Here is a 23,359-nt window from a genome sequence, read left to right on the forward strand (position 1 = left end):
ATGACCGATCCCAGGGACCTCCCCCAAACCACCACGATGCGCCGGATGAAGCGCTCGCGGGTTCTGCAGGTCAGCAGCCTGATGGCCACCGCCGGCTTCTCCCTGGCCGCCTGCGGTTCTCCCCAGCGCGTGGCGCCGCCCGAGCCAGAGCCTGTCCAGGTCTACACCTCGCTGGAGGAATGCCGCGCCGCCAACGACATCTCGGACGCCGAGTGCGACGCGGCCCAGTCCGAGGCGCAGAAGCAGGCGGCGGCGACCGCGCCGCGCTACGCCACCCAGTCCGAATGCGAAGGCCAGTGGGGCCCCTCGCAGTGCCAGCCGAACAACAGCGGCGGCGGCTCCTTCTTTACGCCCCTCCTGACCGGCTTCATCATCGGCCAGATGCTGGACGGCGGGCGCTATCGCGGCGGCGGTCCGATGTATCGCGACCGGGACGGCCAGTATTCCAACGGCTACGGCGGGGGATACGCCTATCGGGACTACCGCACGGGCAAGATCCTGACCAACGGCCGTGAACATGGCGACGTGGCGCGTCAGGCGCCGAGCCGGGTGCAGAGCCGCACCACGGTGGTGTCGCGCGGCGGCTTCGGGGGCGGTGGGCGCGGCTACGGCGGCTAGGCCAGGCTAGCGGCGCCACACCTCGCGGCCTTCCTTCCAGGTGGCCTGCACCTTGATCCCGGCCAGCCTGTCTGGGGCGATGGTCATGGGATTGTCGCCCAGCAGGGTCAGGTCGGCCAGCTTGCCGACGGCCAGCGAGCCCTTCCTGTCGTCTTCATAGTGCTGCCAGGCGGCCCACAGGGTCATGGCCTTCAGCGCGATATCCACCGGCACGCGCTCGTCGGGGCCGAGGATGTCGCCCGAGCGGGTGCGGCGGGTGACGGTGGCGGACAGCACGCGCATGGCGTCAGGATTGGCCACCGGCGCGTCGTGGTGGCTGGTGAAGCGCATCCCGCGCCGCACGGCCGAGGCGCAGGGCGAGATCCTCTCCGCCCGGCGCGGCCCCAGCACCGAGTCCCGATGGAAGTCGCCCCAGTAGAAGGTGTGCATGGGGAAGAGGGACGGCACGATGCCCAGCGTCTTCAGATCGTCCAGTTGATCCATGCGGACGGTCTGCCCGTGGATCAGAACCGGACGGCGGTCACTGGCCCCGTGCCGGCGGGTCGCGTCGCGCACGGCCCCGATCAGCAGGTCGATGGCGGCGTCGCCATTGGCGTGCACCTCGATCTGCCAGTCGTTCCGGAAGGCCAGCTCGATCGCGTCCAGAGCCTGTTGCTCCGTCACCGCCGGATAGCCGCGATAGGACGCCGGCTGGCCCTCGGGCGGGATATAATAGGGCTGGGACAGCCACGCGGTCTTGCCCTGCGGCGAGCCATCCAGCGTCAGCTTGACCCCGCCGACCCGGAATTTTCCGACGTAGGTCTTTCGATACAGGGGCGTCGCCATGACATCGGTCGAGGTCAGGATGTCGGGGAAGGACAGGATGTCGATCGGCAGATCGCCGCGCTCGGCCATCTGGGCCATCAGCTGGCAGGTCCCGGTCGAAGAACGCCCGTCCTGCGCGGTGGTGTAGCCGAAGCTGGAGTAGAAGCGCGCGCCCTCGCGGATCATTTCCATATTGGCCCGGGCGTCCAGCCGGGTGAACAAGGCCCCCATGACGGCGAAGTGGGCGGTTTCCTCCATCACCCCGTTCGGCTCTTGCGAGCCCGCCTCGCGGCGGAAGGCGCCGCCGTCGGGATTGGCCGTCGAGGCGGTGACGCCCGCCGCCGCCAAGGCTGCGCTGTTGGCCGCGCCCAGGTGGCCGGACTGGTGAATGAACAGGATCGGCACGCTGTCGGAGATGGCGTCTAGGTCTGTCCGCGTTGGGTGGCGACCTTCCTTGAGCTGGGAGTCGTCGTAACCGAAGCCGATGACCAGCCGGGTGTCGCGGACCAGTTGCTCCTGCGCGTTCATCCAGTCGCGGGTGATGCGCTGCAGGGCCGCGATGTCATTTCCCTCGCCGTCTGGAGCGGGCAGCAGGTTGGCGTAGCGCGCCTGCAACCCCACCATGGAGACGTGGCCGTGCGGATCGAAGAAGCCGGGCGCCAGGGTGCGCCCGTCCAGGTTCACTGTCTCGACGTTGCGGCCTGCGGCGGCCCGTGCGGCGTCCAGCGAGCCGACGGCGACGATGACGCCGTTCCGCACCGCTATGGCCTCGGCGCTCGGGGCGGCGTCGTCCATCGTCAGGATCGGCCCGCCGGTGAAGATGGTGGCCGAAGGCGTCTGGGCCATGCTGCGGCCTCCCAGCAAGGCGGCGCCGGCCGCCGCGCCGGCGCCTGACAGCAGGCTGCGGCGATGGGGCGAGGATCGCCGGACAGACTCAGGGTCGATGACGCCAGACGGCATGGCTCGCTCCTCTTCTGCCGGGACGCTACGCCTAAACCGCGACGTTCGATAGCGCAGCCGCTGAACGCGACGCTGGCCGGTCTGTCAGAAAGGAGGAAATGGTGGACGCGACAGGGATTGAACCTGTGACCCCCTCGGTGTGAATCCTATTTGAGCGGTTTCAGGCTTTTTCAAAACGCTTCGATTTTTGAAACAACTTGCTGTTTTAGCAGTATTTATTTCTTGGTCCCTATTTCAGACGTTTTCAGGCTGTTTCGTTTTCGGCGCCCCCCTAACGCCCCCCTTGGTGTACTACGAGGGGGTCAGAAGTGATTTGGGGGAGAAATGCCTCAGGATCCCGTGCGTACAGATCGCCAGATCGCCGCCCTGAAGCCGCGCGACGGGCGGTACGAGGTGGCTGTGGCGGATAGCCGCGGCCTCTATGTCCGCGTCTGGCCTACCGGGGCGAAGGGCTTCGAACTTCGATACACCGCCGAGAATGGGAAACGGCGACGTCACGTCCTGGGCGCCTACCCGGACATCACCCTTGCTGAGGCTCGCCGTCTGGCCGCCACGGCCCGGGTCGCTGTCACCGGCGGGACGGATCCGGTCGCTGAACGCAGGTCGCGTCGTGAGGAAGCAAGGACAGGAGAGACGCTTGAAGATCTGGCCGAGGCCTACTGGAGAGCGGCGAGCAAGGGCCTCCACGGCGGGCGGCGACGTCCCAAGCAGGCGAGGACCATCGAGTCCGAACGTTCGCTCTTTCGTCGCTATATTCAGCCAGCTCTCGGCGACATGAGGTTTGCGTCCATCAGGCGCACCGACATCCGCATCTTCATGCGGGATCTGGCGGCCAACAGCGGCCTGGCCCCGGCCAGCCTGGCCTCGGTCGGGGGCGTCCTCCTGGGCGTTCTGGGCTTTGCGGTTTACGAGGATCGCCTTGAAGCCAATCCGGCCTATGGACTGACCAGGCCTCTTGCGCTCATTCCCCGTGAACGGATGTTTGACGACGAGGCGCTGCGAATACTCTGGCAGGAGGCGTCGCTGGCGTCGCTGCCCCGGGCTCCCGGCGAGAAGACGGCCGGCATGCATGCTCGCCTCGACGCCCCCACGGGCCTGGCGATCCAGTTTCTTATGACGACCCTCACGCGACGGTCCGAAGCCGCCGAGGCGCTTTGGAGCGAGATCGATATGGACAGCGCAGTCTGGACGATTCCCTCGCATCGCACCAAGGCGCGACATGTTCATGTCGTGCCTCTCCCAGAGGAAGCCCTGGCCATCTTGCGACGGGCGCGGGCGTTGTATCCGAGGAGCCCCTGGGTGTTCCCGGCGCCGCGAAACAGGACGGGGCCGGTGGATTCCCGCGCCCTGACCAGAGCGGTCGTCCGTACCTGCACGCGTCGCAACCTTGTGCCGGGGTCGCCTCACGACGTGCGCCGGTCGGGCGCAACCACCTTGACCGGCAGGTACGGGGTGGGGCGTTTTATCGTCGGTCATCTTCTGGGACATACTGTACGGGACGGCGCGACCGTCACTGGCGTGTACGACCGTTACAGCTACATGGCGGAGAAACGCGCGGCCCTTCAGTTATGGGCCAGTCATATCGCCAATCTGAAACCCTCCAAATCAGACGGTGGGACTGACCAGCCAAGCCGGGATTAGAGGCGCATCCTCAATCATCAAAACGGCGGCGATGCTTCGTGGCTGGCGGCCGGGTCGGCGCTTCTTCCAACCAAAAGCGGGGGGCGACGGGGAAGAAGACGGCCGGTTACGCCAAAGGGGGGCAATCACGGAGCCGGCCGTCTGCCGATCTTCCCGAGAAGAATCCGCATTCAGACAACGTTCGGCTTCGGCCGGGCCGCTCCCTTGGTCGGGTACCGGACTTAGCGGCTCCGGCCGACAGCGAAATGCGTGCATTGAAAAGCGTGACGGAGCGGGCCGTCCGGCTCGGCGTTTGCTCCTGAGTTGCAAGGAGCAGACGCCGAGCCGGACGGCCAGACTTTCAGGACCGTGGAACTCCCGGCGCTTCCGGGAAGACTGGGTGAGATCGACGCCCTCCTCCGGGCGGCGAGATCGTCCGGAGGCGCAAGCGGCGAGCGGGCCGTTCTGGATGAAATCTCCCGTATCATCGCCCGTTCCGGAGGTGAGACCTACCAGAAGCCGCTTGGCTGAGGCCGTCCCGCTCGCGCGGTGCGACGAATTCAATCCGCGCGGCCAGCCCTGTAGTCCGGCGCAGATCAAGGCCGAGCCCGCCGCTTACGCGTCCGGGAGTTCAGGACGTCGCGCGCCTCCTGCGCCCCCCTTGTCGGCGATCGCCAATGACGCGGTCACCGGGGGGAAGACGCCCGGAACGCCTGCGAGAACAAAGAAGAGAAACCGTCTTCCACGAGGGGCTGGCCGACGAGCCCGAACCCCGTCACCTGCCGCTCTTGCTGGACACCCTGATCGACCTCGCCGGCCACCGGCGATGGATCGCCGGCTTGGGGCGTCGGACCGCGGTGGCGCGGCTCGCCCATCTCCCGTGGGAACTCTATTTCCGCCTGGAGATCGCCCATCGCGCAGGAAGGGGCAGGATGGCCCTGCCGCTGAGCCACGCCGTGTTCGCGGACGTCCTCGGTTTTCCGACGTCTACGTCAATCGGTCCATCGCCCAGCGTCAAGGATCGGGACCGGTCAGGCGGGCGGGACGCGCTGTCGAGATCTGCGAGCGGGCGGCCCGGGTCGGGCAGGCGGGGTTAGACCCCGCCTGTCTGAGGCTGACAAGGGCGCCGGTCTAGGATTGCCGGAGCTCGAAATCGCCCAGGACGAGGCCCGAGGGGCGGCGGCTGCGGAATTTCCACAGGGAAGCCGGCTCCGGAACCGGGACGACCGAAAGACTGTCCAGCCCGGTCAGCCGTTCCTTCAGATCGGTCTCGCAATATTTGTCCCTGGGCAGGGAGCCGAGCCGCTCAAAGGGACCGTTCGGACCCTCTTCGAGGGCGGCGTGGTCCCGCCATAGGCGCCGCCATTGCCGGATCCAGGCGCGCGTCGCCAGGATCTCGGACGGCGTCGTGGTCTCCACCTCGCCTGCGACGACCCGCATCAGATCCATGATCGCGATCAGGTCGTCCACGACCGAGCGGTCGATATCGACATAGCGGGGGTAAAGCAGTTCCTCGCGGATGATGGAGACCATGGCGAACAGCCGGCAGAGTTCGGCAGGGCTGTCCGCGCCGGTCTCCGACTCGAGATGATCCTTGAAGCGACTGTCGAGATAGCGGAGCCCGGCGAGCATGTTCAAACCTCCTTTGCGGAGCAGGGACGGGACTGAAAGCCGTCCGTCCGCGCCGCGGCGCCCAGAGTCCGCTTTTGGTCACTGGCGGGGAAAGGGGCCAGGTAACCCCCATGGATCAGAGCCGCCAGGCGAGGCGCCGGTCGTTTCGCAACACCTGCAGCAGGCAGGAAGGCCTCGACGATCTGGTGCTCGCGCGCCGAAACCATTTCAAATTCGTGCGGGGCGAGCTCGAAGGTCTCGGTCATGACGCGCGCCGCCTTCATCTGGCCGAGACCCGGGACGCCTGGGGCGGTCTGCTGATCGAGGCGCGGTCGCTTGATTTCGAGCGCCTGGTCCTGGCGACGGGCGCCGGAAGCCATCTGTTCGACAGGCCCGGCGCGGCCGAACACGCCTGTCTGCTGGAGGACGTGGCGGATGCCGAGGCCTTTCATCGCCGGCTGGCCGCGCTCTTCCTGTCATCGGCCTACGACGGTCGCCGCCTGCTCAGGATCGCCATTGTGGGCGCCGGGCGACCGGGGTCGAACTCGCCACAGAGCTTCTCGAGGGACATGCGGTCCTGTCGGCGGCGCTCGACCCGACGGAACGGGTTCACCCTCGGAGTGACGGTGGCGGAGGCCGCGCCGCGCATACTCGGCGGTCTTCCCGAGACGGGCGCCGACAAGGCTGGCCAAGCGTTGCGGGCGCGCGGCGTCCGAACCCTCGGGCCTATATGACCCTTCACCTGCAGCACCACCGCGTCGTCGTGGGCCTGCGCAGGACCGTCCTGCTGGCTCTAAGCCGCTTGTTCCACCGCCGGGTCTCGGGACGACTCAAGCTTCATTGACGAGAATGACGATGCCATCGGACGGCCGGGGCGTTCAGGCGCGCCGGGTCGGAGCCGGCCGCCGGGGCGCCGCCGGGCTTCTGGCCCCGCCCGAGCGGCGCATCAGCGGCGTTCGGCCGAAGAAGAAGCCCAGCAACCGGCCGAGAAGACCGCCCCGTCTTTTCGTTTCGGATTCCGCTCTGGACATGAAGCCATCCTGACCCTGGGCGCAGGGGCGCCAACAACATGGGTTAGGAAGGCCGGTCTCCGTCAGCGCGGAGAATGGGCTCGCCGAAGATGCGGGCGCCATGCCCGGATGCCCGGACTTGCGGTCTGGCCGGAACCGGCGGTCTGGTGCCGTGATCCGTCTCCGGCGGCGATGCGCCCGGAACGCCCAGGCCGCCGAAGCGCTAACCGGACAGGTCAGGCGCCGGACAGGTTCGGCGCGGTCGAGGAAACCGCCCCGAACCCGCAGAGGAACGGATATGAAATTCTATGCGATCACTGCCGCCGACGCCCAGGGGGTCGAACGAAAGCTGAGGGCGCCTTCCCCGACGGATGTCCAGGCGGCGGACGCCGCCGCTCCCTTGATGAAAACCGGAGAGTCCGTCCATTTGATCCGCGAGACGCCGGACGACGGTCTTCAACGCGCCGATGGTCCGCCCCCCAGGACCCAGGCCGGGGAGCTGGCGCCGACCACGCCGGGCATGGCGGCGCGTCGCGATCCTTCATGATCCCGGGCGGCTGGTCCGGCAGCCCGGATGACGGCAGCGGCGACGGGATGAGGATCCGGATCGGCACGGCGGGCTGGGCCATACCTGCAGCGGTCAGAGATCGGTTTCCCGTCGCGGGCGGGGGGCTCGAGCGCTACGCCGCCCGGCTCGGCGCCGTAGAGATCAACTCCACCTTTTACCGACGTCACCGGGTCTCCACCTTTGAGCGATGGGCCGCCGCCACGCCGGCTGACTTTCGTTTCGCCGCCAAGGCGCCGCGCCAGATCACGCATCGTCGAAAGCTGGAGAACTGCGAAGACCTGCTTGCGGAGCTGGCGGCCGATTTGAAGGGGCTGGGCGATCGCCTCGGGGCCGTCCTGATCCAGACGCCGCCGAGCCTAGCCTTTGACGAGACCCGGACGGGTTCCTTCCTGGACGCCTGCCGCGGCCTGTTTGAGGCGCCGATCGTGATCGAGCCGCGACATGCTTCCTGGTTCACGGCCTCGGCGGATCATTGGCTCGCCGCCCGCCAGGTGGCGCGCGTCGCCGCCGATCCGGAGCCGGCGCCGGGCGCCGGCATGCCTGGCGGCTCCAGGGGCCTTGTCTACTTCCGTCTCCATGGCAGTCCCGAGATGTATCGCTCGGCCTACGGACGCGACCGGCTCGAGGTCATTCTTCAAGGGGTCATGGCTGCGGGCGAGGCCGGGGCCGAGCGCTGGGTCGTCTTCGACAACACGGCCTCGGGCGCGGCCGCCGCGGACGCGCTTGCGCTGGCCAGGATGGCGAGGTCGGCCTAGTCGCCGGTTTGGTCGTGGGAGGCGGCGACCGGCTTGGATTCAGGCGACTCGCGCTGCCTCAGGAAGATCGACAGGACCACGAGGACCGCCGTGGACAGGAACTCGCTCTGCCAGTTCTGGAAGGATTCGAACCAGAGCTGCGGGTCGGCGAGATAGGCGAGGGCGCCCTTGGACGCTTCTCCATGCTGCAGCGCCTCTTCACCGGCCGCACGCGCGCTTTGCGTCCAGTGAACAAGGAAGGAGAAGACGAAAAGCAGGATAAGCGCCAGGCCCAGAGAGCGTGCATAGACCGCGCGTGAGAAGGCGCCCCAGCGCAGGGGCGCGGGCGCGCCCGGCTTTCGGGCCTGGGCCGCGAGGTCGGCGTCGCGCGGCGGAGCTTCGGGATCCCGGGATTCCGACGAGCCCTTCTGGATCAGGAAGGCGGTGAGAACCACATAGGCCGCCATCTGCAGGAACTCGCTCTCCCAGTTCTCGAAGACGGTCGACAGGAAGGGGGCGCTTCCCAGGTATTCCATCAGCGTGCCGCCGCCCTGGCCGTGTCGCAGGGCCTCGGCCGTCTCGACGCGCCAGCCTGTCAGGGCGTGGCCCAGAATGCTGAGGGCGAAGAAGAGCAGCAGGACGAGGGTCAGGCTGTTGTCTCGCAAGAATCGCATGGGGTCCTCCGGTTCCTCCGTGAGAACGTCGCTTGACGGTCGAGGCTCCTTTGACGCGCGAAGCGTCCCAGGAGCTCCCTGTGTCGGGTAGAGGGCTGAGAAACGGACGCTCGCGAAGAGGCTGAGGCGGCTTGGGCGACAAAAGCCTCCGCCCAGGCGAGCTTGTAGTCGAAGCAGGACCCGGAGCCAGGTGTCCGTTGGGCGGGTAGAGGCAAGGCGCGAGCACCCCCTTGGCCGTCTCGATCTAGCGGCTATGCCCCCGGATCGGGATAGCCGGGAAGGGTACCGGCGGATCTCGTGGATGGCGGCGCCTCTCGCCAGGACGGCGACGCCGTTCCAGCTCTTCTGGCCCAACCAGATCGCCTCATAGCCGAGATCGCCGAGCGCCCGCCTGGGAAGTTCGCCTACCAGCGGAGCAGGACTGGGAGCCGGCCGTCTATCCCGTCGACGTTGTAGGCGGCGATCCTCATCGCGTACCGATGCCGGAGGCGAAGGGTCGGCCGGGGAGATCGTCTGCCGACGTCTCCTGATCTGGGAACAGGAAGACCGTGGCGTTCAAAGACGCGGGGGCGAGGCCGTTCCGCCGTCCCAGAATCGGCGGCCTCACGGACGGACGTCGGGCGGAACAGGGGCGCTTATGTCCACGCGCCAGATCAGGCGCTTGTCGGCGTTTTCGACGACGAGGCGGAAGACGATAGGCGTCTGGCCGGGCGAAGACTGCTCCGCCAGCAGCTCGGCGGCGAAACGCACCCCTTCACGGTAGGCGACGGCGTCCGAGACGGCCTCGTTCTCAAGCACGAGTTCCTTGTCCGACTGGGTGACGATATACCTGTAGAGCGCCATGACAGACATCTATACGACGGAACGTGAACATCGGATGATTGCGGGCCAGACGCCGACGCAGGGGCTGATCGCCCGGTTCGAGCGGCGGGACAAAATCAGCCCCGCCGAGCGGGCGGCGCTGCACGAGATTCTCGACCTGTCCGTCCTGCATCGCGCGGGAGAGCTGGTCATCCACGCCGGCGCCAGGTCTCAGGAGTGCCGGTGGCTGGTTTCGGGCCTCGCCGCGCGGATCAGCGGGTTCCAGTGCGGCGCCCGTTCCTTCACCCAGCTGAGCATAGCCGGCGATTTTCTGGACCTGCACAGCCTGGTCATGAAGCAGATGGACCACGGCGTCCTGGCCCTGACGGACTGCATCACGGCCGCCATGCCGCATGGCCGCATGATCGAGATGATCGAGGACCAGCCTCATCTCGGTCGGCTGTTCATGCTGGAGCTGGCGGTCGACGGAGCCATACAGCGCGAATGGTTTCACCGCCTGGGACGGCAGGACGCGCTTGGGCGGATGGCCCATCTCCTGTGCGAAATCGAGGCCCGCATGGCCTTGGCCGGGCTGGGCGACGGGAGCGGCTTCGGCCTGGCCATGACCCAGCAGGGCTTCTCCGACTGCCTGGGAATGTCATCCATTCATGTGAACCGCACCCTGGCCGAGTTGCGTCGCCGCAATCTTGCGACCTGGCGAGCCGGACGGGTCGAGATCCATGATCATGCGGGGCTCGTCGCCCTGGCCGCTTTCGATCCGGCCTATCTCCGGCTCCACCACGCGAGTCTAGCCGGCAGGGGCCGGCAGTCGGCCGATGGCGATCCGCAGGCGACGGCCAGGCTCGATGTCCCGTTGCAGATCGTCGCGATCGAACTCGGCCGGTCGTGCCAGCAGCGCCCGGTCCGGGGCATGGGCGGATCGGCCCGCCGGGGCCGCCGCGGACCTGAGGGCCTTCAGGATCCGGTGAGGCGAACGGAGGCCATGCCTTTGGGCGTCGGCGATTTGGATCTGGATCGGCGCGAATTCAACGACAAGGCCTGAAATTCGCACGCGCCCCGGCGCGTCGCGGTTTCGCACAGAATCCTGTTTGGGCTGTTTCAGGCTTTTTCAAACCGTTTCATTTTTTGAACAGCACGCTGTTCATAGCATTTGTTGGTCTCTTCTCATTTCAAGCGGTTTCGGGCCCTTTCGTTTTCGGCGCGCCCTATGGCGTATTCGAAAACCGTCGTCACCGACTTCGACGCGCTTTCCGAAGGCGTTTCACGCGCAACGCCCGGCCTCGCTGTCGGGGCGGTCCAGGGGGCGGCCCGAAACGGGCGACCAACTCTTCACACGGTCGGGTTTCGTGCGGGCCGCTCGGGCTGGAAGCTGACATCAGACGGCGCTCCAGGCGCTGCTGTTCCAGAAACTCGCGTCGAGGCAGGTCGCAGGCCGCGTGTCCGCCCCAAGACCGTCAGAGAGAATCTCCAGCGCCGGGGCCAGTCGTCCGGGGCGGGAGGGCACGAGACCGTCGCGGGGCGCCCAGAGGGCGTAGGAGCGCATGTGGGCGTCCGCCGCCGTAAACAGGACGCAGAGATCCGCAGCCAGACCCACGAGCACCAGCCGGGTTGCGCCGAGGGAAGGCAGGAGCACGGGCAGGCTCGTGCCGTAGAAGCCCGACTGCTGGGGCTTGATAATGAAGACGTCATCGTCGGCGGGCGCCAGCCTTCGGCAGATCGACGCCCCCCGCGCCCCGGCGCGGCAGGCCCGCTCGACGATCTGCCGGCGGTCTTCGGACCACCGGTCGAAGTTGTCGTTGACGTAGATGACCGGGGCGCCGCAGCGGCGGGCGGTCGCCCGGAGGTCGCGGATGACGTGGCTGGCGGCTTCGGCATGATCCAGAATCGCCGCCGCCCCCTCGAACTCCAGGTCGTTGATCATGTCTATGATCAACAGTGCGGGGCGGTCTCCCGCGGGATGTGCGGAGGCCGTGGGCGACATCGCGGTCAGCGGCCGACGTATCGATCGAATTCCTGGAGATATCGGATCGTCAGTCGGTCCTGATCCTCGGCGTGGGACTTCAGATGGAGAAACCAGCCGTGTTCTTCCTCGTACATATGGGTCAGGACGGCGCCTTCGACATGTTCCCACTTGTCGAGCCATGCCTCCGAATCCGGCGCGATTGTTTCAAGTTCCGCCATCTGCATCTTGGCGGCCGTCTGCTCGCCATAGGCCAGTCCGGCCTGGCCCTTGTGGCCATGGCGGGCCATGGCCGGATAGAGAACCAGTTCCTCCGCCAGGCTATGACCATTGAGTACTAGGGCCAGCGCGTCGCGCGCCGTGAGGCGCTCCGCACTCGTGGCCGCCTCGCGACCGTCGCGGAAGGCCGCCCTGATCGCATCATGATGATCCAGGGCCGTGGACAGCCAGTCTCCTGGAACAGCGGCGTCCCGGGCGGCCGCCGTGGCCTCCGCCCTCTTTTCGGCTGAGGGCGCAGGCGTGATGGCGGCGAGGGCCTTGTCGATGACGGACATGTCGGTCTTCTCCCTATGGCTTCGTCAGCCCTAACGATCCGCGATCGGGCTGGTCGGCTAAGACCGGAAGCCGACACAGCTGGGGGGGGGCGTCCCCAGGGTCCGGCGCCGGACATTTCTCCACACCCGGAATCGGCGCGATGCTGGTTGCAATGACCAGTTCCGCGGAGGGGTTTGCCCGGCCCGTGACGCTGAGAGGGCGCGCGGAGGAAGCCTGCGGCGCGTTCAGCAGGCGGAGGTTTTTCGTTTCGAACGGAACCTGCGTTCGGGGGGGCCCGTTGGGAGACTGCGATTACGCGCGGGGGCGTCGAGAATTGTCACAGCTAATGGATGAGAATGCGCGTTATCGCCTCTTGGTCGAGGCGATTACAGACTATGCCGTCTACATGCTGGACGAGGACGGGCGGGTTGTCAGCTGGAACCCGGGCGCCGAGCGGTTCAAGGGCTATCGAACCGAGGAGATTCTCGGGCGGCATTTCTCCTGCTTCTACACGCCCGAGGATCGCGCCGTCGATCTTCCGGCTCGAGCCCTCGCCATAGCCGCAGCGGAGGGGCGCTTCGAACAGGAGGGCTGGCGTCTTCGAAAGACAGGCGAGAGGTTCTGGGCCCACGTCGTCATTGATCCGATAAGCGGGGGCGAGGGACGCCTCATCGGTTACGCCAAGGTGACGCGGGATCTCACTGAGCGTCGTCGCGCCGCCGAAGACCTGCGCCGCAGTCAGGAGCAGTTCCAGATCCTGGTGGACGGGGTGACCGACTACGCCATCTACATGCTGGATCCCGGCGGGCGCGTCAGCAGCTGGAATTCCGGGGCTCAGCGCATCAAGGGATACCAGCCGCAGGAAATCATCGGCGCCCATTTCTCACGTTTCTATAGCCTGGAGGACCGAGCGAACGGCGCCCCCGAGCAGGCCCTGGAAGTCGCCGGACGGGAGGGACGGTTCGAAAAGGAGGGCTGGCGCCTGCGCAAGGATGGAAGCCGGTTCTGGGCTCACGTGGTCGTCGACGCCATCCGGGGCGAGGACGGCGGATTGATCGGCTACGCCAAGGTGACGCGGGACATCACGGAACGGGTCGAGGCCCAGAGGGCTCTGGAAAAGACACGGGAAGCCCTGTTCCAGTCGAAGAAGCTTGAAGCCATTGGTGAGCTGACAGGCGGAATAGCCCATGATTTCAACAATCTCCTGGCCGCCATCCTCGGAAGCCTGGATCTGGTTCGCAAACGCCTGCCGCATGATCCGCGGATATCGCCCCTTCTGGACAACGCCGTTCTCGGCGCCGAGCGCGGAGCCCAGCTCACTCGGCGCATGCTGGCTTTCGCCCGTAAGCAGGAACTGCGTCACGAGATTGTGGACCTCGGCGCACGACTGCCGGGGCAGAGAGAATTTCTCCAGGGCCTCGTCGGGGCGGACCATGAGCTTCGACTCGCTCTTGCACCCGACCTCGAAGCCGTGCGCACGGACCCGGTGCAACTGGACGCGGCCGTGGTGAACCTCGTCGTCAATGCGCGTGACGCCATGCCCGCCGGGGGCCGCATCGAGATTTCGGCCATGTCCAGAATCGTCGGAATCGAGGATCCCTTCCTCGCCCCCGGGGCATATGTGCGCCTCAGCGTGACCGACCACGGCGAAGGCATGGACGCCGAGACCGCAGCCCGTGCGATGGAGCCCTTCTTCACGACCAAGGGGGTGGGACGAGGGACGGGGCTCGGCTTGTCCATGGTCCACGGCTTGATGCTGCAGTCGGGAGGCCGGCTTGAAATCCAGAGCGAAAAGGGCGCTGGTTCCGTGGTCTCTCTGTGGCTGCCCCGCGCCGTCGGCCAGACCGAGGGCCTGCGCCCGGTTGCGGAGGACCCTCAGCTTCCCCAGGCGCTGAGGCTTCGCGTGCTGGCGGTCGACGACGACCCTCTGGTCCTGACCAATACCGTAGCCATGCTCGAGGAGCTCGGGCACGTAGTGACCGCCGCGAGCTCGGCGGGGCGGGCGCTCGAACTGCTGACCTCTGGGTGGGCCGTCGATCTTTTAATCACCGACCATATCATGCCGGTCATGACGGGCGCAGATTTGCTTGAGAAGGTGCGGCTTTCTCGCCCGGACCTCCCGGGCGTCCTGGCGACCGGCTATGCCGAAGCGGGGACGGCGGCGGAGGGCGGGGGCCCCGCCCGACTGGCGAAGCCCTTCACCCTGGAAGACCTGAAGCGCGCCATCCATCACGCCATGGAATGATCGGCGGACAGGCGGCGCCCTTGTTCACGCGGCGGACGGCTGACGGTCTTCGGGCGCGCCGCGGTCGCCGGCAGCTCGAACCTGCGGCCGCCAGGCGCGCAGGAGCGATGGTCTCCAGAAGTGTTCCGATCCGTGGTGTCTCCAGCACGACGCCTGGAATCGGGGATTCGAGAATCTCCGGCTGCCTCGCGCAGAAGCCTGTATGATCACGCCGCCAACTCTGCGCCCCGCCAGACGGGCTTGTCGTCGGCGGACGGTCGGCGATCGCCTTGGGTCATCAGCGAAATCCTCGATGGCCAGGTTCCGGCGGGGCGTGAAAACAGGCCGGCCCCCGCCGGATGGGCGACAGTGTCCGGCTTCCGACACAGGGGAGACGCCAGCGGGCCAGGACGATTGTCGAAGGAAGACCGGGAAGCGAACAATGCCCTATCTGGTGAGCTATGAGGTCGGGGAGAAGGCTATCGCCACCTGCGTGTCAGACGACCGTGCCGCCCTTCGCCTCGCCGCATGCTTTGAAGCCCAGGGGCTGAGAGGCGTTTCCATCCAGGACAATCGGAGCGACGAGGTCTATTCGCTCCGGGCCTTTCGTCTTATGCGCGGCGGGGATCGCGCGGGAGATCGGCTGTCGGAGTAGCGGTCGGCGCCTGCCCCCGGCCAGATCCCAGGGTTACGGCATCTGCGCCCTGGCTTCATGAGAAGGACAGTTCCGCGCGCTCGGCGCCGTCCCGCGCCGTCACGCAAACCGACCGGCCTCTTACGCGAAGGCGGTTGATCCGCACCGCCTCCCAGCCCTTGGGGAGGGTGATCGGTCGGCGCGCCCAGGTTTCCGGCTCGCCGTCGTCCACCACCAGTCCGGTAAGGCCGAAACAGAGACCCAGGAGCATGCCGCCTAGGTTGGCGAAAAACGGCCCGGCCGCCGGACCGTCCGCCCGGTCCGGCCTGTATTCCAGGCACTGGTGGAACCGGGGGCTGTCATAGGCGGCGAAGCCTTCCTCAAACAGTTTCAGCGCCAGGTCGCGGTCTCCGGCCATCGTCGCCCAGACGCAGTAGAGAGCAGGCAGCATGGGCGAACCCACATAGTCCGGCCAAAGCTTCAGATAGAAGCTCAGGGTCTTGCGGCGCACGGACGACGCAGCCGGATAGTCGTAGGGAAAAAGCCCGGCGAGAGGCGAGGGGGTGGCGCCCTTTTCCTCACGGCGATCATAGTCGTCATGGGCGGCGATCACCCCGTCGGCGCGCACCGGGAGATAGAGGTCGGCGAGAACCGCCTTCCAGGCGTCAGGCGCGGGTCTATGGAGCTGGCCCGCTACGCGCAGCGCCCGCTGCAGCACGTCGGCGCCGGCCATCAGGGTGAAGGCGTCGTTGTCCGGAGGCGAGGGAACCTCGGCCGGTCCCATGGAACGCAGGAGCTCGAAACCCCGGTCCGTTCGGGTGACCCGGCTTACGAACCAGTCGGCCACCCCGCTGAGGACCGGCCAGGCCTCCTGCTCCATGAACATCTGTTCGCCCGTGGCGTCGGCGAAAAGGGAGAAGGCGCGGGCCACATGGAGGGAGACATGGTCCTCGTGGTGAGCGGCGTCGCCGGCGCCGGGCGCCGCCTCCTGGCCCGTGCCGGGCGCCGCCTCCCAGGGATACTGCAGTCCCTGCCTGTTCGAGAGTCGCGCATTGTCCGCCGCCGCCGACCGTCCGCGGCTCCTGAAGGCGAGCATGGCGCGCGCGGCGTCCGGTTGCATGAGGATCAGGGGCGGGAGGCAGAAGGCCTCCACGTCCCACATCACATGGCCGTAATAGTAGTGATAATCGCGCCAGGTCGCGAGGCCGAAGATGGAGGTGGAGGACGGCGTCGCGGGGTGCGCGGAGGCGTTGAGATAATAGAAGGCCGCGTCGACGAGCGCCTGGTGCCGTTCACTCGCGCCGACAATGACGATCCGGCCCTCCCAGATTTCCGACCAGGCCGCGCGGTTGCGGCGTCTCAGGACGTCAAATCCGGTCCGGCCCGCCCTGGAGACGCGCCTGACCGCCTCCTCGTCCGGCCGAACGTGGAGGGCCGAAGGGACCAGAGCCGCCAGCTGATGGAAGCTCGACGCCCTGCCTGAGGCCAGCCGGATGTCGTATTCCGTGCAGAGGGGACCGGCGTCGCTCCAGGCCAGGACCTGTCGCCCGGCGGCAGCGGGGGCGCGGGTGACGAGGGCCAGACCGCATTGGCCGAGCGCGTCAGCCGTTTCCCACAGGAGGCTGCCGTCACAGGCGGGTTCGGGTTCGCCGGGCGTGTCGGTCCCTCGTCGGGCGATGCGTCCGGGCAGGCCTGCGATCGACACCAGGGCCCGGAACTTCAGGTCGCAGGGCCCATCGGCGGTGACGCGGACTTCCTGGGCGACGATCGAGGGGGCGGTTCGGCTGGCGAAGGCGACGATCTCGACCCGGATGCTCCGGGCCCTTGCTCGGAAGGTGAAGGCGGAATGAAGCTCGGCTTTCGCGAAATCGTAGGATTGACGGAGGTCGCCGACAGCCCAGGGTTGCTCGCTCATCCAGACCCCGTCGATCGCCAGGTCCCCGGACAGAGGATAGGGTGCGGCGGCGGCGGCCTCGATCCCGCGCTCCGGGTGGGCGCCGGCCAGGCCGCTGACGAGGACCATGCCGGCGAAGAGGGGGACCTCGCGAACCCTCAGGCCGATCAGGCCGTTGCCAAGATAGGCCGGCAGCTCGCCGTCTCGAGGTCCGGAAACAGGTTCAGGGTTCAGCGGCGGCGCAGGAGGGTCATCCATTCGGGGGAGGCTCCGCCGGCCTTATCTCACCGGGCTGTTCGACCGTCTTCGATCGGCAGGCCTCTTGAAGGTGTCGCCGACCACCGTGGCGTCCGGGCCGTCGGGACCGGCGCGCTTGCGGGATTCGCGACCGGTGCGCGCCACGGCCTCGTCGGACTCGTCAGCCTCGGGCTTGCCGCCCGGCGTCGCGGCGTTGCGGGCCCGTCCGCGTGATTGCTCCGTCACAATGATCATGCTCCTGACCGCCCCACGCCATACAGACGGCCTCTGGCCGGAATGGTTCCTTCCCACGCGCCCGGACGAGCCTGTGTCGGGCGCCGGTCTCTGCGCGTTCGCAGTTTCAGAAGAGGAGCGCAGGACGATCATCTCCGGCGCTGCGGGTTGCGACCGGACGGACGCGGTCCTGCCGAGAGCAGATCGCGGCGGCCGACCCCCGGCTCGCAGCCGCCGCTGCTCTTTCCTCCCGCCTTCTTCGTGTCGCGGCTCAGGGCCGTAGAGCCGGGGAAGGCGAAGCAAGGGAGGGCGTGGGCGCTCCGCAGAGGAGTGGAGGAGGCCCCATGGACAGCATCAAGCGATCGCCCGACCTGGAAATCACGACCTTGAGCCCGTCTGACCTGCAACGGCCGGCCCAGCCGGCCTTCCTGGAGGAGAGGGCCGATGCCGCCCTTCTGACCGGCTTGCTGGAACAGGAAGGCAAGAAAGGCTCCTGGCGGACGGCCTGCCGTCTTCTTGAGGAATTCGGCGACCTGGCCGGACTGGCGTCCGCCGACGAGGCCGCATTGGCGCGCGCCGGCCTGGGGGCGCAGGCCGCGACCAGCTTGATCCGCGCGCGGAGGCTCGCCATCGCCATACTGGGCGCCGAGGCCCGGCGTAGACCCGTCCTGTCGTCCTGGAGCGCTCTGGTCGACTATCTCCGCGCCGATCTCTCTCACGCCCCGCGCGAACACTTCAGGGTGCTTTACCTCGACAAGCGCAACCTGTTGTTGCGCGAAGAGCATCGCGCCGAAGGCACGGTCGACCACGCCCCCGTCTACGTGCGCGAGGTGGTGCGCCGGGCGCTTGAGCTCTCCGCCTCTGCCCTCATCCTGGCCCATAATCATCCGTCGGGCGATCCCGCGCCGTCGCGGGCCGACATCGAGATGACCCGACGCATTGTCGACGGCGCGCGTCTGTTCGACATTCTCGTTCACGACCATGTCGTCATCGGTCGGGAGGGGATTCAGAGCTTTCGCGCCCTGGGCCTGATTGGCGAACGGCCATGAGCCTGGCCGGCATCGTGGCCGCCCTCGGGGGCGAGCTCCATGCGGGCGGCAGCATCGCCCACGTCCCGGCCCCCGGTCACAGCCGCGCCGACCGATCCGTCTCCCTCCTGCTCGACGGCGACCGGGTGGTCGTCCATGGTTTCGGCGCGTCCGATTGGCGCGAGGTCCGCGACTATCTGCGCGGCCTCGGCCTGATCGACTTCGAGGGCCGGCTGACCGGGCGGGGCCTCGGCCCGACGACAGGCGGGCCGGCCGGCCGGCCGGCGGCGCCCGTCCGGACGGCGGCGGCGGTCGCCCTCTGGGAGGCCGCCCGGCCTCTCCGGGAGGGAGATCTTTGCCACCGACATTTTCAACGTCGTCGCATCGCCGGGGCGGTCCTCAGTCCCGCGCTCCGGCGTCACCCCGCCGCCCCCGTCAGCGTGTTCCTCAGAGAGGGACCGACACGTCCGGCCTTGCTGGCCGCCGTCCATGCGCCGAACGGAGATCTTGGCGCTGTGGAGATCACCTACCTGGAACCTGACGGCAGGATGGCCGAAAGGCTGAGGTTGCCGCGAAAGACGGTGGGCGTGATCGCGCCCGGATCGGCGGTCCGGCTCGATCGGCCGGCTCCGGCCCTGCTCGTGGCGGAGGGGGTGATGACGACCCTTTCCGCCATGGCGCGGTTCGGGTTGCCGGGCTGGGCCCTGCTTTCGGCGCACAACCTGTCGAACTGGACCCCGCCCGCGGGGGTGGCGCGGATCATCATCGCCGCTGATCGCGGACCGGCTGGCGAGGGCGCGGCCGCCCGGCTGTCGAGACGCCTGCGGACGGCTGGCTTGGAATGCCTTGTCCGTCTCCCGCCGGCGAGCTTCGGGGACTGGAACGACGCCGCTCCCTGAAGGGAGAGCGAAGGGCGGAGACGGGCGCCGATGCGACGGGATGAGCCCGATCGATCGGGTGGCGATGACCTATGTCCCGGTCTCAACCCGTGTCCGCCGCTCCGCTTCGATGGCTGCGGCCTGCGCTCCCGAAGCGTCTGCGTCCCGCCTTCCAGTCGCCGTGTCGCTAGCCGACATCGACATCGCCTCCGAGAACCTTCGCAGCGGCGAGGCCCGGACGAGGATATCGCGCGGCCGGCGGAACCATCGCCGTCGCGGCCTTCTGCAATATCCCACCGTGCGCCCCGGCCGGCGGGGGGCTCGACACATGGTTCTGGGCGGTCGGCGCCGGCTCCTGGCGCTGAGACGCCTGCGCGACGCCGGCCGCGCGAGGACGTCGCGCCTGAGCCGCCCCGCTCCGCCTACGCCGCCGCTGGCGGCGGCGTCCTCGCCTGAGACCGACGGCATCAGCCACGTCCTGCACGCCGCGCGGTCCGATACGGCGACGCGAGGCCTGATCCGGCCGCTCGCAGGCGAGCCTTCGGTCGTCCTGAGCGTTCTGGTCGCGCGACCCTTCGCCTGCCTGACTGCCTGGCCGTCTGTCTCGCGCAGTGAGGCCGCCCTGTCCGTAACGGCCTCGACCTTCGTCCCGGCGCACGGCCGGATCATCGCCGGCCTCGACGGCGTCGTGCGCGAACAGTTGGATGAGCGGCGACGCGCCTGGGAAGCTTGGGGCCCGACCCTCATCGCCTGGATCTATGGTTTCCACGCGGAAGACCGCTTCGCACTCATGGCTGAACTGACCGCCCTGAGCCTAGACCGGCGGGGCGGATGCCCGGGGATGAGGCGCTGGCGACGCTGAGGGGAATCCGGACGAGATCCGAACGGCGGAGGATCGAGGCTCGGGCGCCTTTATGGCGAGCCCTGAGGAAGAAGCCGCCTTTGACGAGCCGAGTCAGGACGAGGCTGCCCGGGCGACCTGACGCTCACCTCTTTGAGGCGGCGACGCGGCCTGAACGTGAAGGCGGCTTCGCCGGGCGCCTCCGGCGGAGCCGTCAGATTGGAAAGGAAGGGCTTGAAGGGGCGAGGTCGCCGGGAAGAGGGCTTTCCGGGCCTCCGGATCAAGGAGAATGAAAATGCAGACCATGGTGTTTACCGGCCGCCTAGCGGCCGACCCTCAGATCAGCCCCGACTTCGCCAAGGCGGTGTTCAGGCTGCTCGAGAAGCGCGGCGTGGACCCGGCAGGCAAGGACAGGATCGTCGGCGTCAACTGCGTGAGCTGGTCGGAGCGACTGAATGAGAAGGTCATCTCGCGCGCCCTGGTCCAGGGCTGCGAGGCGGTGGTCGTCGGGTCCTTCGTCGACATCGCCTATACGGCGCGCGACGGGAGTGAGCGGGCCGCCAAGGAACTGGTGGTCAACCGGCTGACGGTTCTCGACTGGGTCGCAGACCGGCAGGCGCCGGCGTCGCGTGCGGACGATTCCGAACCCGGTCGGGAAGCGGCCTGAGCCCGCTACACAATCACTTCAAGGAGACTGATCATGCAGACCCTCGTGATTGAAGGCTATCTGGCCGCCGATCCCTCCATTCTGGCGGCCCAGGGCTCGGGACGAAAGCGCGCCGACTTCCGCGTGCTGGAGACCACCCGTTATCGGCGCTCGGACGGCGAAGCGGGAGAGCGAACGACCGGCTTCAACTGCATCTGCTTCAACGAGAGCACGACTGAGAACTACATCGCCCCCTACGCCCGCAAGGGCAGCCGCGTCGTGATTCAGGGCCATGTTGAAAACGACAGCTGGACGGGCAAGGACGGTGTCGAACATTACGACCTTCGCGTGGTGGTGGGCGATATCCGACTGAAGAACCGTCGGCGGACCGAAGAAGCGCCAGCGACCGCGACGGCCGCAAAAGAAGGCGCGGCTCTTATCGACGACGACATCCCCTTCTGAAGAGGGGGCCGGTCCCGACGGTCGGGTCGCGGCTCTATCCAGGATGTTGGATCCAGGCCCGACGTCCTAGCGTCGGGCCTGGAGCTTGAGAGATGAAGGAAGGGGCGGGGACGGGCGGATCGATTGGACCGGGAGAAGCCTCATGTACTCAACCATCTGGACCCCTGAACGTCAGCGGCGGCTGATCGAACTATGGAGCGAAGGACGAACGGCGATCTTGCTCTCCCCTGTGAATAGAAGCCGCTCCATGGAGGTCAGATACTTCACGACGGCGGCGGGGCGACGTCGGTCTGTTACGGCGTCAGCGTACCAAGCCGCACCATCCAGATATCGCGCAGCCATCATCGTCGGATCGGTCCGATCGGCGATGAACTGGATTGCTGTTCCGGCGGCGTCGGAGAGCCGCTTCTGATTATCTGCTCGAAGCCACGACCAGAATTTCTCGTCGAGCCGAGCGCCTTCCCAGTCTCCGGTCCACGTCATGAAGGGGGTTCCATCCTCATCTACGGCGAGGGTGGAGCGCTGCGCATTGCGAACAGCGGGACCGCCTACGCGGACCTTGCTGGTGCTTTCGGCGCCGGCCATCACGTGGATGAAGGCGAGTACCGACTGAACCATACGGGCCTCGGCGTCTGCGAGATCATCGATCACGCTGATGGCGTTCTTGGGCGTGACCGGATCAGAGCCCTCGTCGCTGGCTCGCTGCTTCGAAACGAAGACGCGGCGAATGTCTGTCTTCGTCTGTTCGGAGTTCGAGAGATAGAAGGCCGGGGAATGGCTCGTGATGAATACCTGCGTGTCCGAGCGGGCCGCAATCACCGCAAAGCGCTCCGCTTCAGCATCAGCCGCGCCGAGGTCCAGGGAGTTCTCGGGCTCTTCGAAGCCCCAGACGAAGAACTTCTTTCCGGATTCGTTGTCGTTGATGTAGCGCAGGAGCTCGGGCAGATGGCGCGCTTTCACACCATCGCCCTTCTGTCGCAACAGCGAGTGTCCGTCCTCGCCGTGAGCGAAATCGAGCGACCGGAACAGCAGTCCCATGTCGGTCGGTGCGGCTAGGCGGGTCGTCGAGCCGAACAATTTGCTGAGGCCGTCAGAGAGGCCGCTCGTTTGGTTTCGAATCGCATCCACGAAGGTGTCGGTCGCCGCCTCAAAGCCACTACTCTCGGCGGTCGCAGCGTACATCCGTTCGATCAGGTCGCCGAAGACGTTGAGATCCTTGATGGCGGGGATGTATGTGAAGTCGATCTGGTTGAGAAATCGGGTCAGTTGGATACGTGACCCCTTGGATAGACCGCGGGGCGGCGTCTCCGTCATATCGCCGTCGATGTTCCACTGCCGCTTGATCGACACCGTTTCACCGAGCGACGGGCGGTAGTTCTGAGGAACATTGAAGTCGACGCGGATGGCGATGAACTGCCGACCCTTGGCCGCCTTCGCGGCGTCGCGGCGGATGTCGCTGAAGTCCAGGTCGAAGTCGATTTCGCCTCGGCCGGGCTCAGTCTCTTCGTTGAAGAAGAGGTTGAGGGCTCTCAGAAGGTTCGACTTGCCGCTGTCGTTGCGTCCAAACACGACATTCATGTCGCCAGGCCGTTCAAGCACTGCCGTGTAGAGGGACCGTAGGTAGCTGATCTCGATGCGTCGAATGAGTTTCATTTTTGCGGAGCGTTCAAGGCCCGACCATCGCGATCACGACCTAGGTGAGAGAATCGGTGGCCAGCGCCACTATTGAGCGAACCTGTTCTACCTTCGCTTGTCCAGTGTGGGGAAGGTCGTCCACGGCCACTTCCGTGTGGAAGTTGTGTCGCCAACTCCTCGCTATTCAAAAACGAACCATGCGCCGACAGGTCGGAGGTCTGCTTTCAGGCGGCTAACCAATGTCCGCTGCTGGCGCAACTCCGACATCCTTTGGTCGCGCCTAGCTTGCGGTGAGCAGTCAAAAGGTCTTGCGCAGGCGTAGCGAGTAGAAGGTCCGCGGGTCGATGTTGCGCGCTCCACGTAGGCGATAGGCCTGGTCGCACGGTCGGCGTAGGCGGTCCGCGTCTGGTGTTATTCATCCCAGAGGGTGATCTGGCCGCGGATGGCCAGGGTACCGTGAGGTCGCCGGAACAGCGGAGCGTGATGGTGCTGCACCGGACCCGGTCTATCCTGATCCGCCAGCGCATCCAGATCTCCGACGCGATCCGCAGCCACATGGCGGAGTTCGGCGTGGCCGCCGCCGTCGGGAGGCAGGGATTGCATTCGCTGATGGAGGTGGCTCACGACGCGGCTGACGAGCGTGTTCCGGTCGAGGCTCGAAGGGGGTCTCGCCATGCTGGCTGCGCAGCTTCAGCTGGTGAACGAGCAAGTCCTGGAAACCGACCGACTGA

General features: G+C 67.1%; 23 protein-coding genes. 13 read left to right on the plus strand and 10 right to left on the minus strand.

The genetic code is table 11. The features are described 5' to 3' along the window. Complete coding sequence (locus tag B4A39_RS13575; RefSeq protein WP_292037046.1) at positions 1-618, plus strand: DUF1190 domain-containing protein; 618 nt, start codon at positions 1-3, stop codon at positions 616-618. 6 nt (positions 619-624) lie between these two features. On the opposite strand, the gene B4A39_RS13580 is transcribed toward B4A39_RS13575, so the two are convergent. Then, entirely contained in the window at positions 625-2,382 is a 1,758-nt protein-coding gene (locus B4A39_RS13580; protein WP_292037047.1) for an amidohydrolase, read from the minus strand. 339 nt (positions 2,383-2,721) lie between these two features. On the opposite strand from B4A39_RS13580, the gene B4A39_RS13585 reads away from it, so the two are divergent. Continuing rightward, complete coding sequence (locus tag B4A39_RS13585; RefSeq protein ID WP_292037048.1) at positions 2,722-4,023, plus strand: tyrosine-type recombinase/integrase; 1,302 nt, start codon at positions 2,722-2,724, stop codon at positions 4,021-4,023. A 1,110-nt stretch (positions 4,024-5,133) separates the two neighbouring features. Here B4A39_RS13585 and B4A39_RS13590 read toward each other — a convergent pair. Beyond that, positions 5,134-5,634, minus strand: a complete 501-nt coding sequence (locus B4A39_RS13590) for a hypothetical protein (RefSeq protein WP_292037049.1) — start codon at positions 5,632-5,634, stop codon at positions 5,134-5,136. A 110-nt stretch (positions 5,635-5,744) separates the two neighbouring features. Here B4A39_RS13590 and B4A39_RS13595 point away from each other — a divergent pair, with 110 nt between their 5' ends. The 3 genes from B4A39_RS13595 (at position 5,745) to B4A39_RS13605 (ending at position 7,946) form a co-directional block, all read left to right on the plus strand. Then, on the plus strand, positions 5,745-6,347 hold the full coding sequence (locus tag B4A39_RS13595; protein ID WP_292037050.1) for an FAD-dependent oxidoreductase: 603 nt from the start codon (positions 5,745-5,747) through the stop codon (positions 6,345-6,347). A 574-nt stretch (positions 6,348-6,921) separates the two neighbouring features. Then, positions 6,922-7,170 carry a hypothetical protein gene (locus tag B4A39_RS13600; RefSeq protein WP_292037051.1) on the plus strand — a complete coding sequence of 83 codons (249 nt, stop codon included), beginning with the start codon at positions 6,922-6,924 and terminating at the stop codon, positions 7,168-7,170. Then, a complete protein-coding gene (locus B4A39_RS13605; protein ID WP_292037052.1) occupies positions 7,167-7,946 on the plus strand; it encodes a DUF72 domain-containing protein in 780 nt (259 codons plus the stop codon). Before B4A39_RS13600 ends, B4A39_RS13605 begins: the two co-directional genes overlap by 4 nt. Here the strand turns inward: B4A39_RS13605 and B4A39_RS13610 are convergent. Next, a complete protein-coding gene (locus B4A39_RS13610) occupies positions 7,943-8,599 on the minus strand; it encodes a DUF6766 family protein (RefSeq protein WP_292037053.1) in 657 nt (218 codons plus the stop codon). The two genes, B4A39_RS13605 and B4A39_RS13610, sit on opposite strands and share 4 nt — an antisense overlap. A 603-nt stretch (positions 8,600-9,202) precedes the next feature. Further along, positions 9,203-9,442 carry a DUF6894 family protein gene (locus tag B4A39_RS13615; protein WP_292037054.1) on the minus strand — a complete coding sequence of 80 codons (240 nt, stop codon included), beginning with the start codon at positions 9,440-9,442 and terminating at the stop codon, positions 9,203-9,205. On the opposite strand from B4A39_RS13615, the gene B4A39_RS13620 reads away from it, so the two are divergent. Next, positions 9,441-10,463: a Crp/Fnr family transcriptional regulator gene (locus tag B4A39_RS13620; RefSeq protein ID WP_292037055.1), complete on the plus strand. Its 1,023-nt coding sequence runs from the start codon at positions 9,441-9,443 to the stop codon at positions 10,461-10,463. The two genes, B4A39_RS13615 and B4A39_RS13620, sit on opposite strands and share 2 nt — an antisense overlap. 333 nt (positions 10,464-10,796) lie before the next feature. On the opposite strand, the gene B4A39_RS13625 is transcribed toward B4A39_RS13620, so the two are convergent. Both B4A39_RS13625 and B4A39_RS13630 read right to left on the minus strand, forming a co-directional pair. Then, positions 10,797-11,402 carry a cysteine hydrolase family protein gene (locus B4A39_RS13625; RefSeq protein WP_292037056.1) on the minus strand — a complete coding sequence of 202 codons (606 nt, stop codon included), beginning with the start codon at positions 11,400-11,402 and terminating at the stop codon, positions 10,797-10,799. 5 nt (positions 11,403-11,407) lie between these two features. Next, entirely contained in the window at positions 11,408-11,935 is a 528-nt protein-coding gene (locus B4A39_RS13630; protein WP_292037057.1) for a hemerythrin domain-containing protein, read from the minus strand. A gap of 326 nt (positions 11,936-12,261) precedes the next feature. On the opposite strand from B4A39_RS13630, the gene B4A39_RS13635 reads away from it, so the two are divergent. Together B4A39_RS13635 and B4A39_RS13640 are read left to right on the plus strand one after the other, a co-directional pair. Continuing rightward, on the plus strand, positions 12,262-14,160 hold the full coding sequence (locus B4A39_RS13635; protein ID WP_292037058.1) for a hybrid sensor histidine kinase/response regulator: 1,899 nt from the start codon (positions 12,262-12,264) through the stop codon (positions 14,158-14,160). A 421-nt stretch (positions 14,161-14,581) separates the two neighbouring features. Then, entirely contained in the window at positions 14,582-14,794 is a 213-nt protein-coding gene (locus tag B4A39_RS13640; RefSeq protein ID WP_292037059.1) for a hypothetical protein, read from the plus strand. A gap of 55 nt (positions 14,795-14,849) precedes the next feature. On the opposite strand, the gene B4A39_RS13645 is transcribed toward B4A39_RS13640, so the two are convergent. Together B4A39_RS13645 and B4A39_RS13650 are read right to left on the minus strand one after the other, a co-directional pair. After that, entirely contained in the window at positions 14,850-16,925 is a 2,076-nt protein-coding gene (locus tag B4A39_RS13645) for a glycoside hydrolase family 65 protein (RefSeq protein ID WP_292037060.1), read from the minus strand. 21 nt (positions 16,926-16,946) lie between these two features. Continuing rightward, positions 16,947-17,159, minus strand: coding sequence for a hypothetical protein (locus B4A39_RS13650; protein ID WP_292037061.1), 213 nt, complete (start codon positions 17,157-17,159; stop codon positions 16,947-16,949). Positions 17,160-17,482: 323 nt separating this feature from the next. Here B4A39_RS13650 and B4A39_RS13655 point away from each other — a divergent pair, with 323 nt between their 5' ends. From B4A39_RS13655 to B4A39_RS13675, 5 genes are all read left to right on the plus strand, one after another. Continuing rightward, entirely contained in the window at positions 17,483-18,187 is a 705-nt protein-coding gene (locus B4A39_RS13655; RefSeq protein WP_292037062.1) for a JAB domain-containing protein, read from the plus strand. After that, a complete protein-coding gene (locus B4A39_RS13660) occupies positions 18,184-19,065 on the plus strand; it encodes a toprim domain-containing protein (RefSeq protein WP_292037063.1) in 882 nt (293 codons plus the stop codon). Before B4A39_RS13655 ends, B4A39_RS13660 begins: the two co-directional genes overlap by 4 nt. Positions 19,066-19,372: 307 nt before the next feature. Then, on the plus strand, positions 19,373-19,906 hold the full coding sequence (locus tag B4A39_RS13665; RefSeq protein ID WP_292037064.1) for a hypothetical protein: 534 nt from the start codon (positions 19,373-19,375) through the stop codon (positions 19,904-19,906). 268 nt (positions 19,907-20,174) lie between these two features. After that, positions 20,175-20,552, plus strand: coding sequence for a single-stranded DNA-binding protein (locus B4A39_RS13670; RefSeq protein WP_292037065.1), 378 nt, complete (start codon positions 20,175-20,177; stop codon positions 20,550-20,552). A gap of 33 nt (positions 20,553-20,585) precedes the next feature. Beyond that, the gene (locus B4A39_RS13675) at positions 20,586-20,993 is read left to right on the plus strand and encodes a single-stranded DNA-binding protein (protein WP_292037066.1); all 408 of its coding nucleotides are present in this window, start codon (positions 20,586-20,588) and stop codon (positions 20,991-20,993) included. Positions 20,994-21,164: 171 nt separating this feature from the next. Here the strand turns inward: B4A39_RS13675 and B4A39_RS13680 are convergent, their stop codons facing one another. Then, on the minus strand, positions 21,165-22,646 hold the full coding sequence (locus B4A39_RS13680; RefSeq protein ID WP_292037067.1) for an ATP-dependent nuclease: 1,482 nt from the start codon (positions 22,644-22,646) through the stop codon (positions 21,165-21,167). A gap of 393 nt (positions 22,647-23,039) precedes the next feature. Continuing rightward, positions 23,040-23,231, minus strand: coding sequence for a hypothetical protein (locus B4A39_RS16475; protein ID WP_409449551.1), 192 nt, complete (start codon positions 23,229-23,231; stop codon positions 23,040-23,042). Positions 23,232-23,359: the final 128 nt, after the last annotated feature.

Source organism: Brevundimonas sp. UBA4553, from assembly GCF_002387245.1.
Classification (GTDB): Bacteria; Pseudomonadota; Alphaproteobacteria; order Caulobacterales; family Caulobacteraceae; genus Brevundimonas.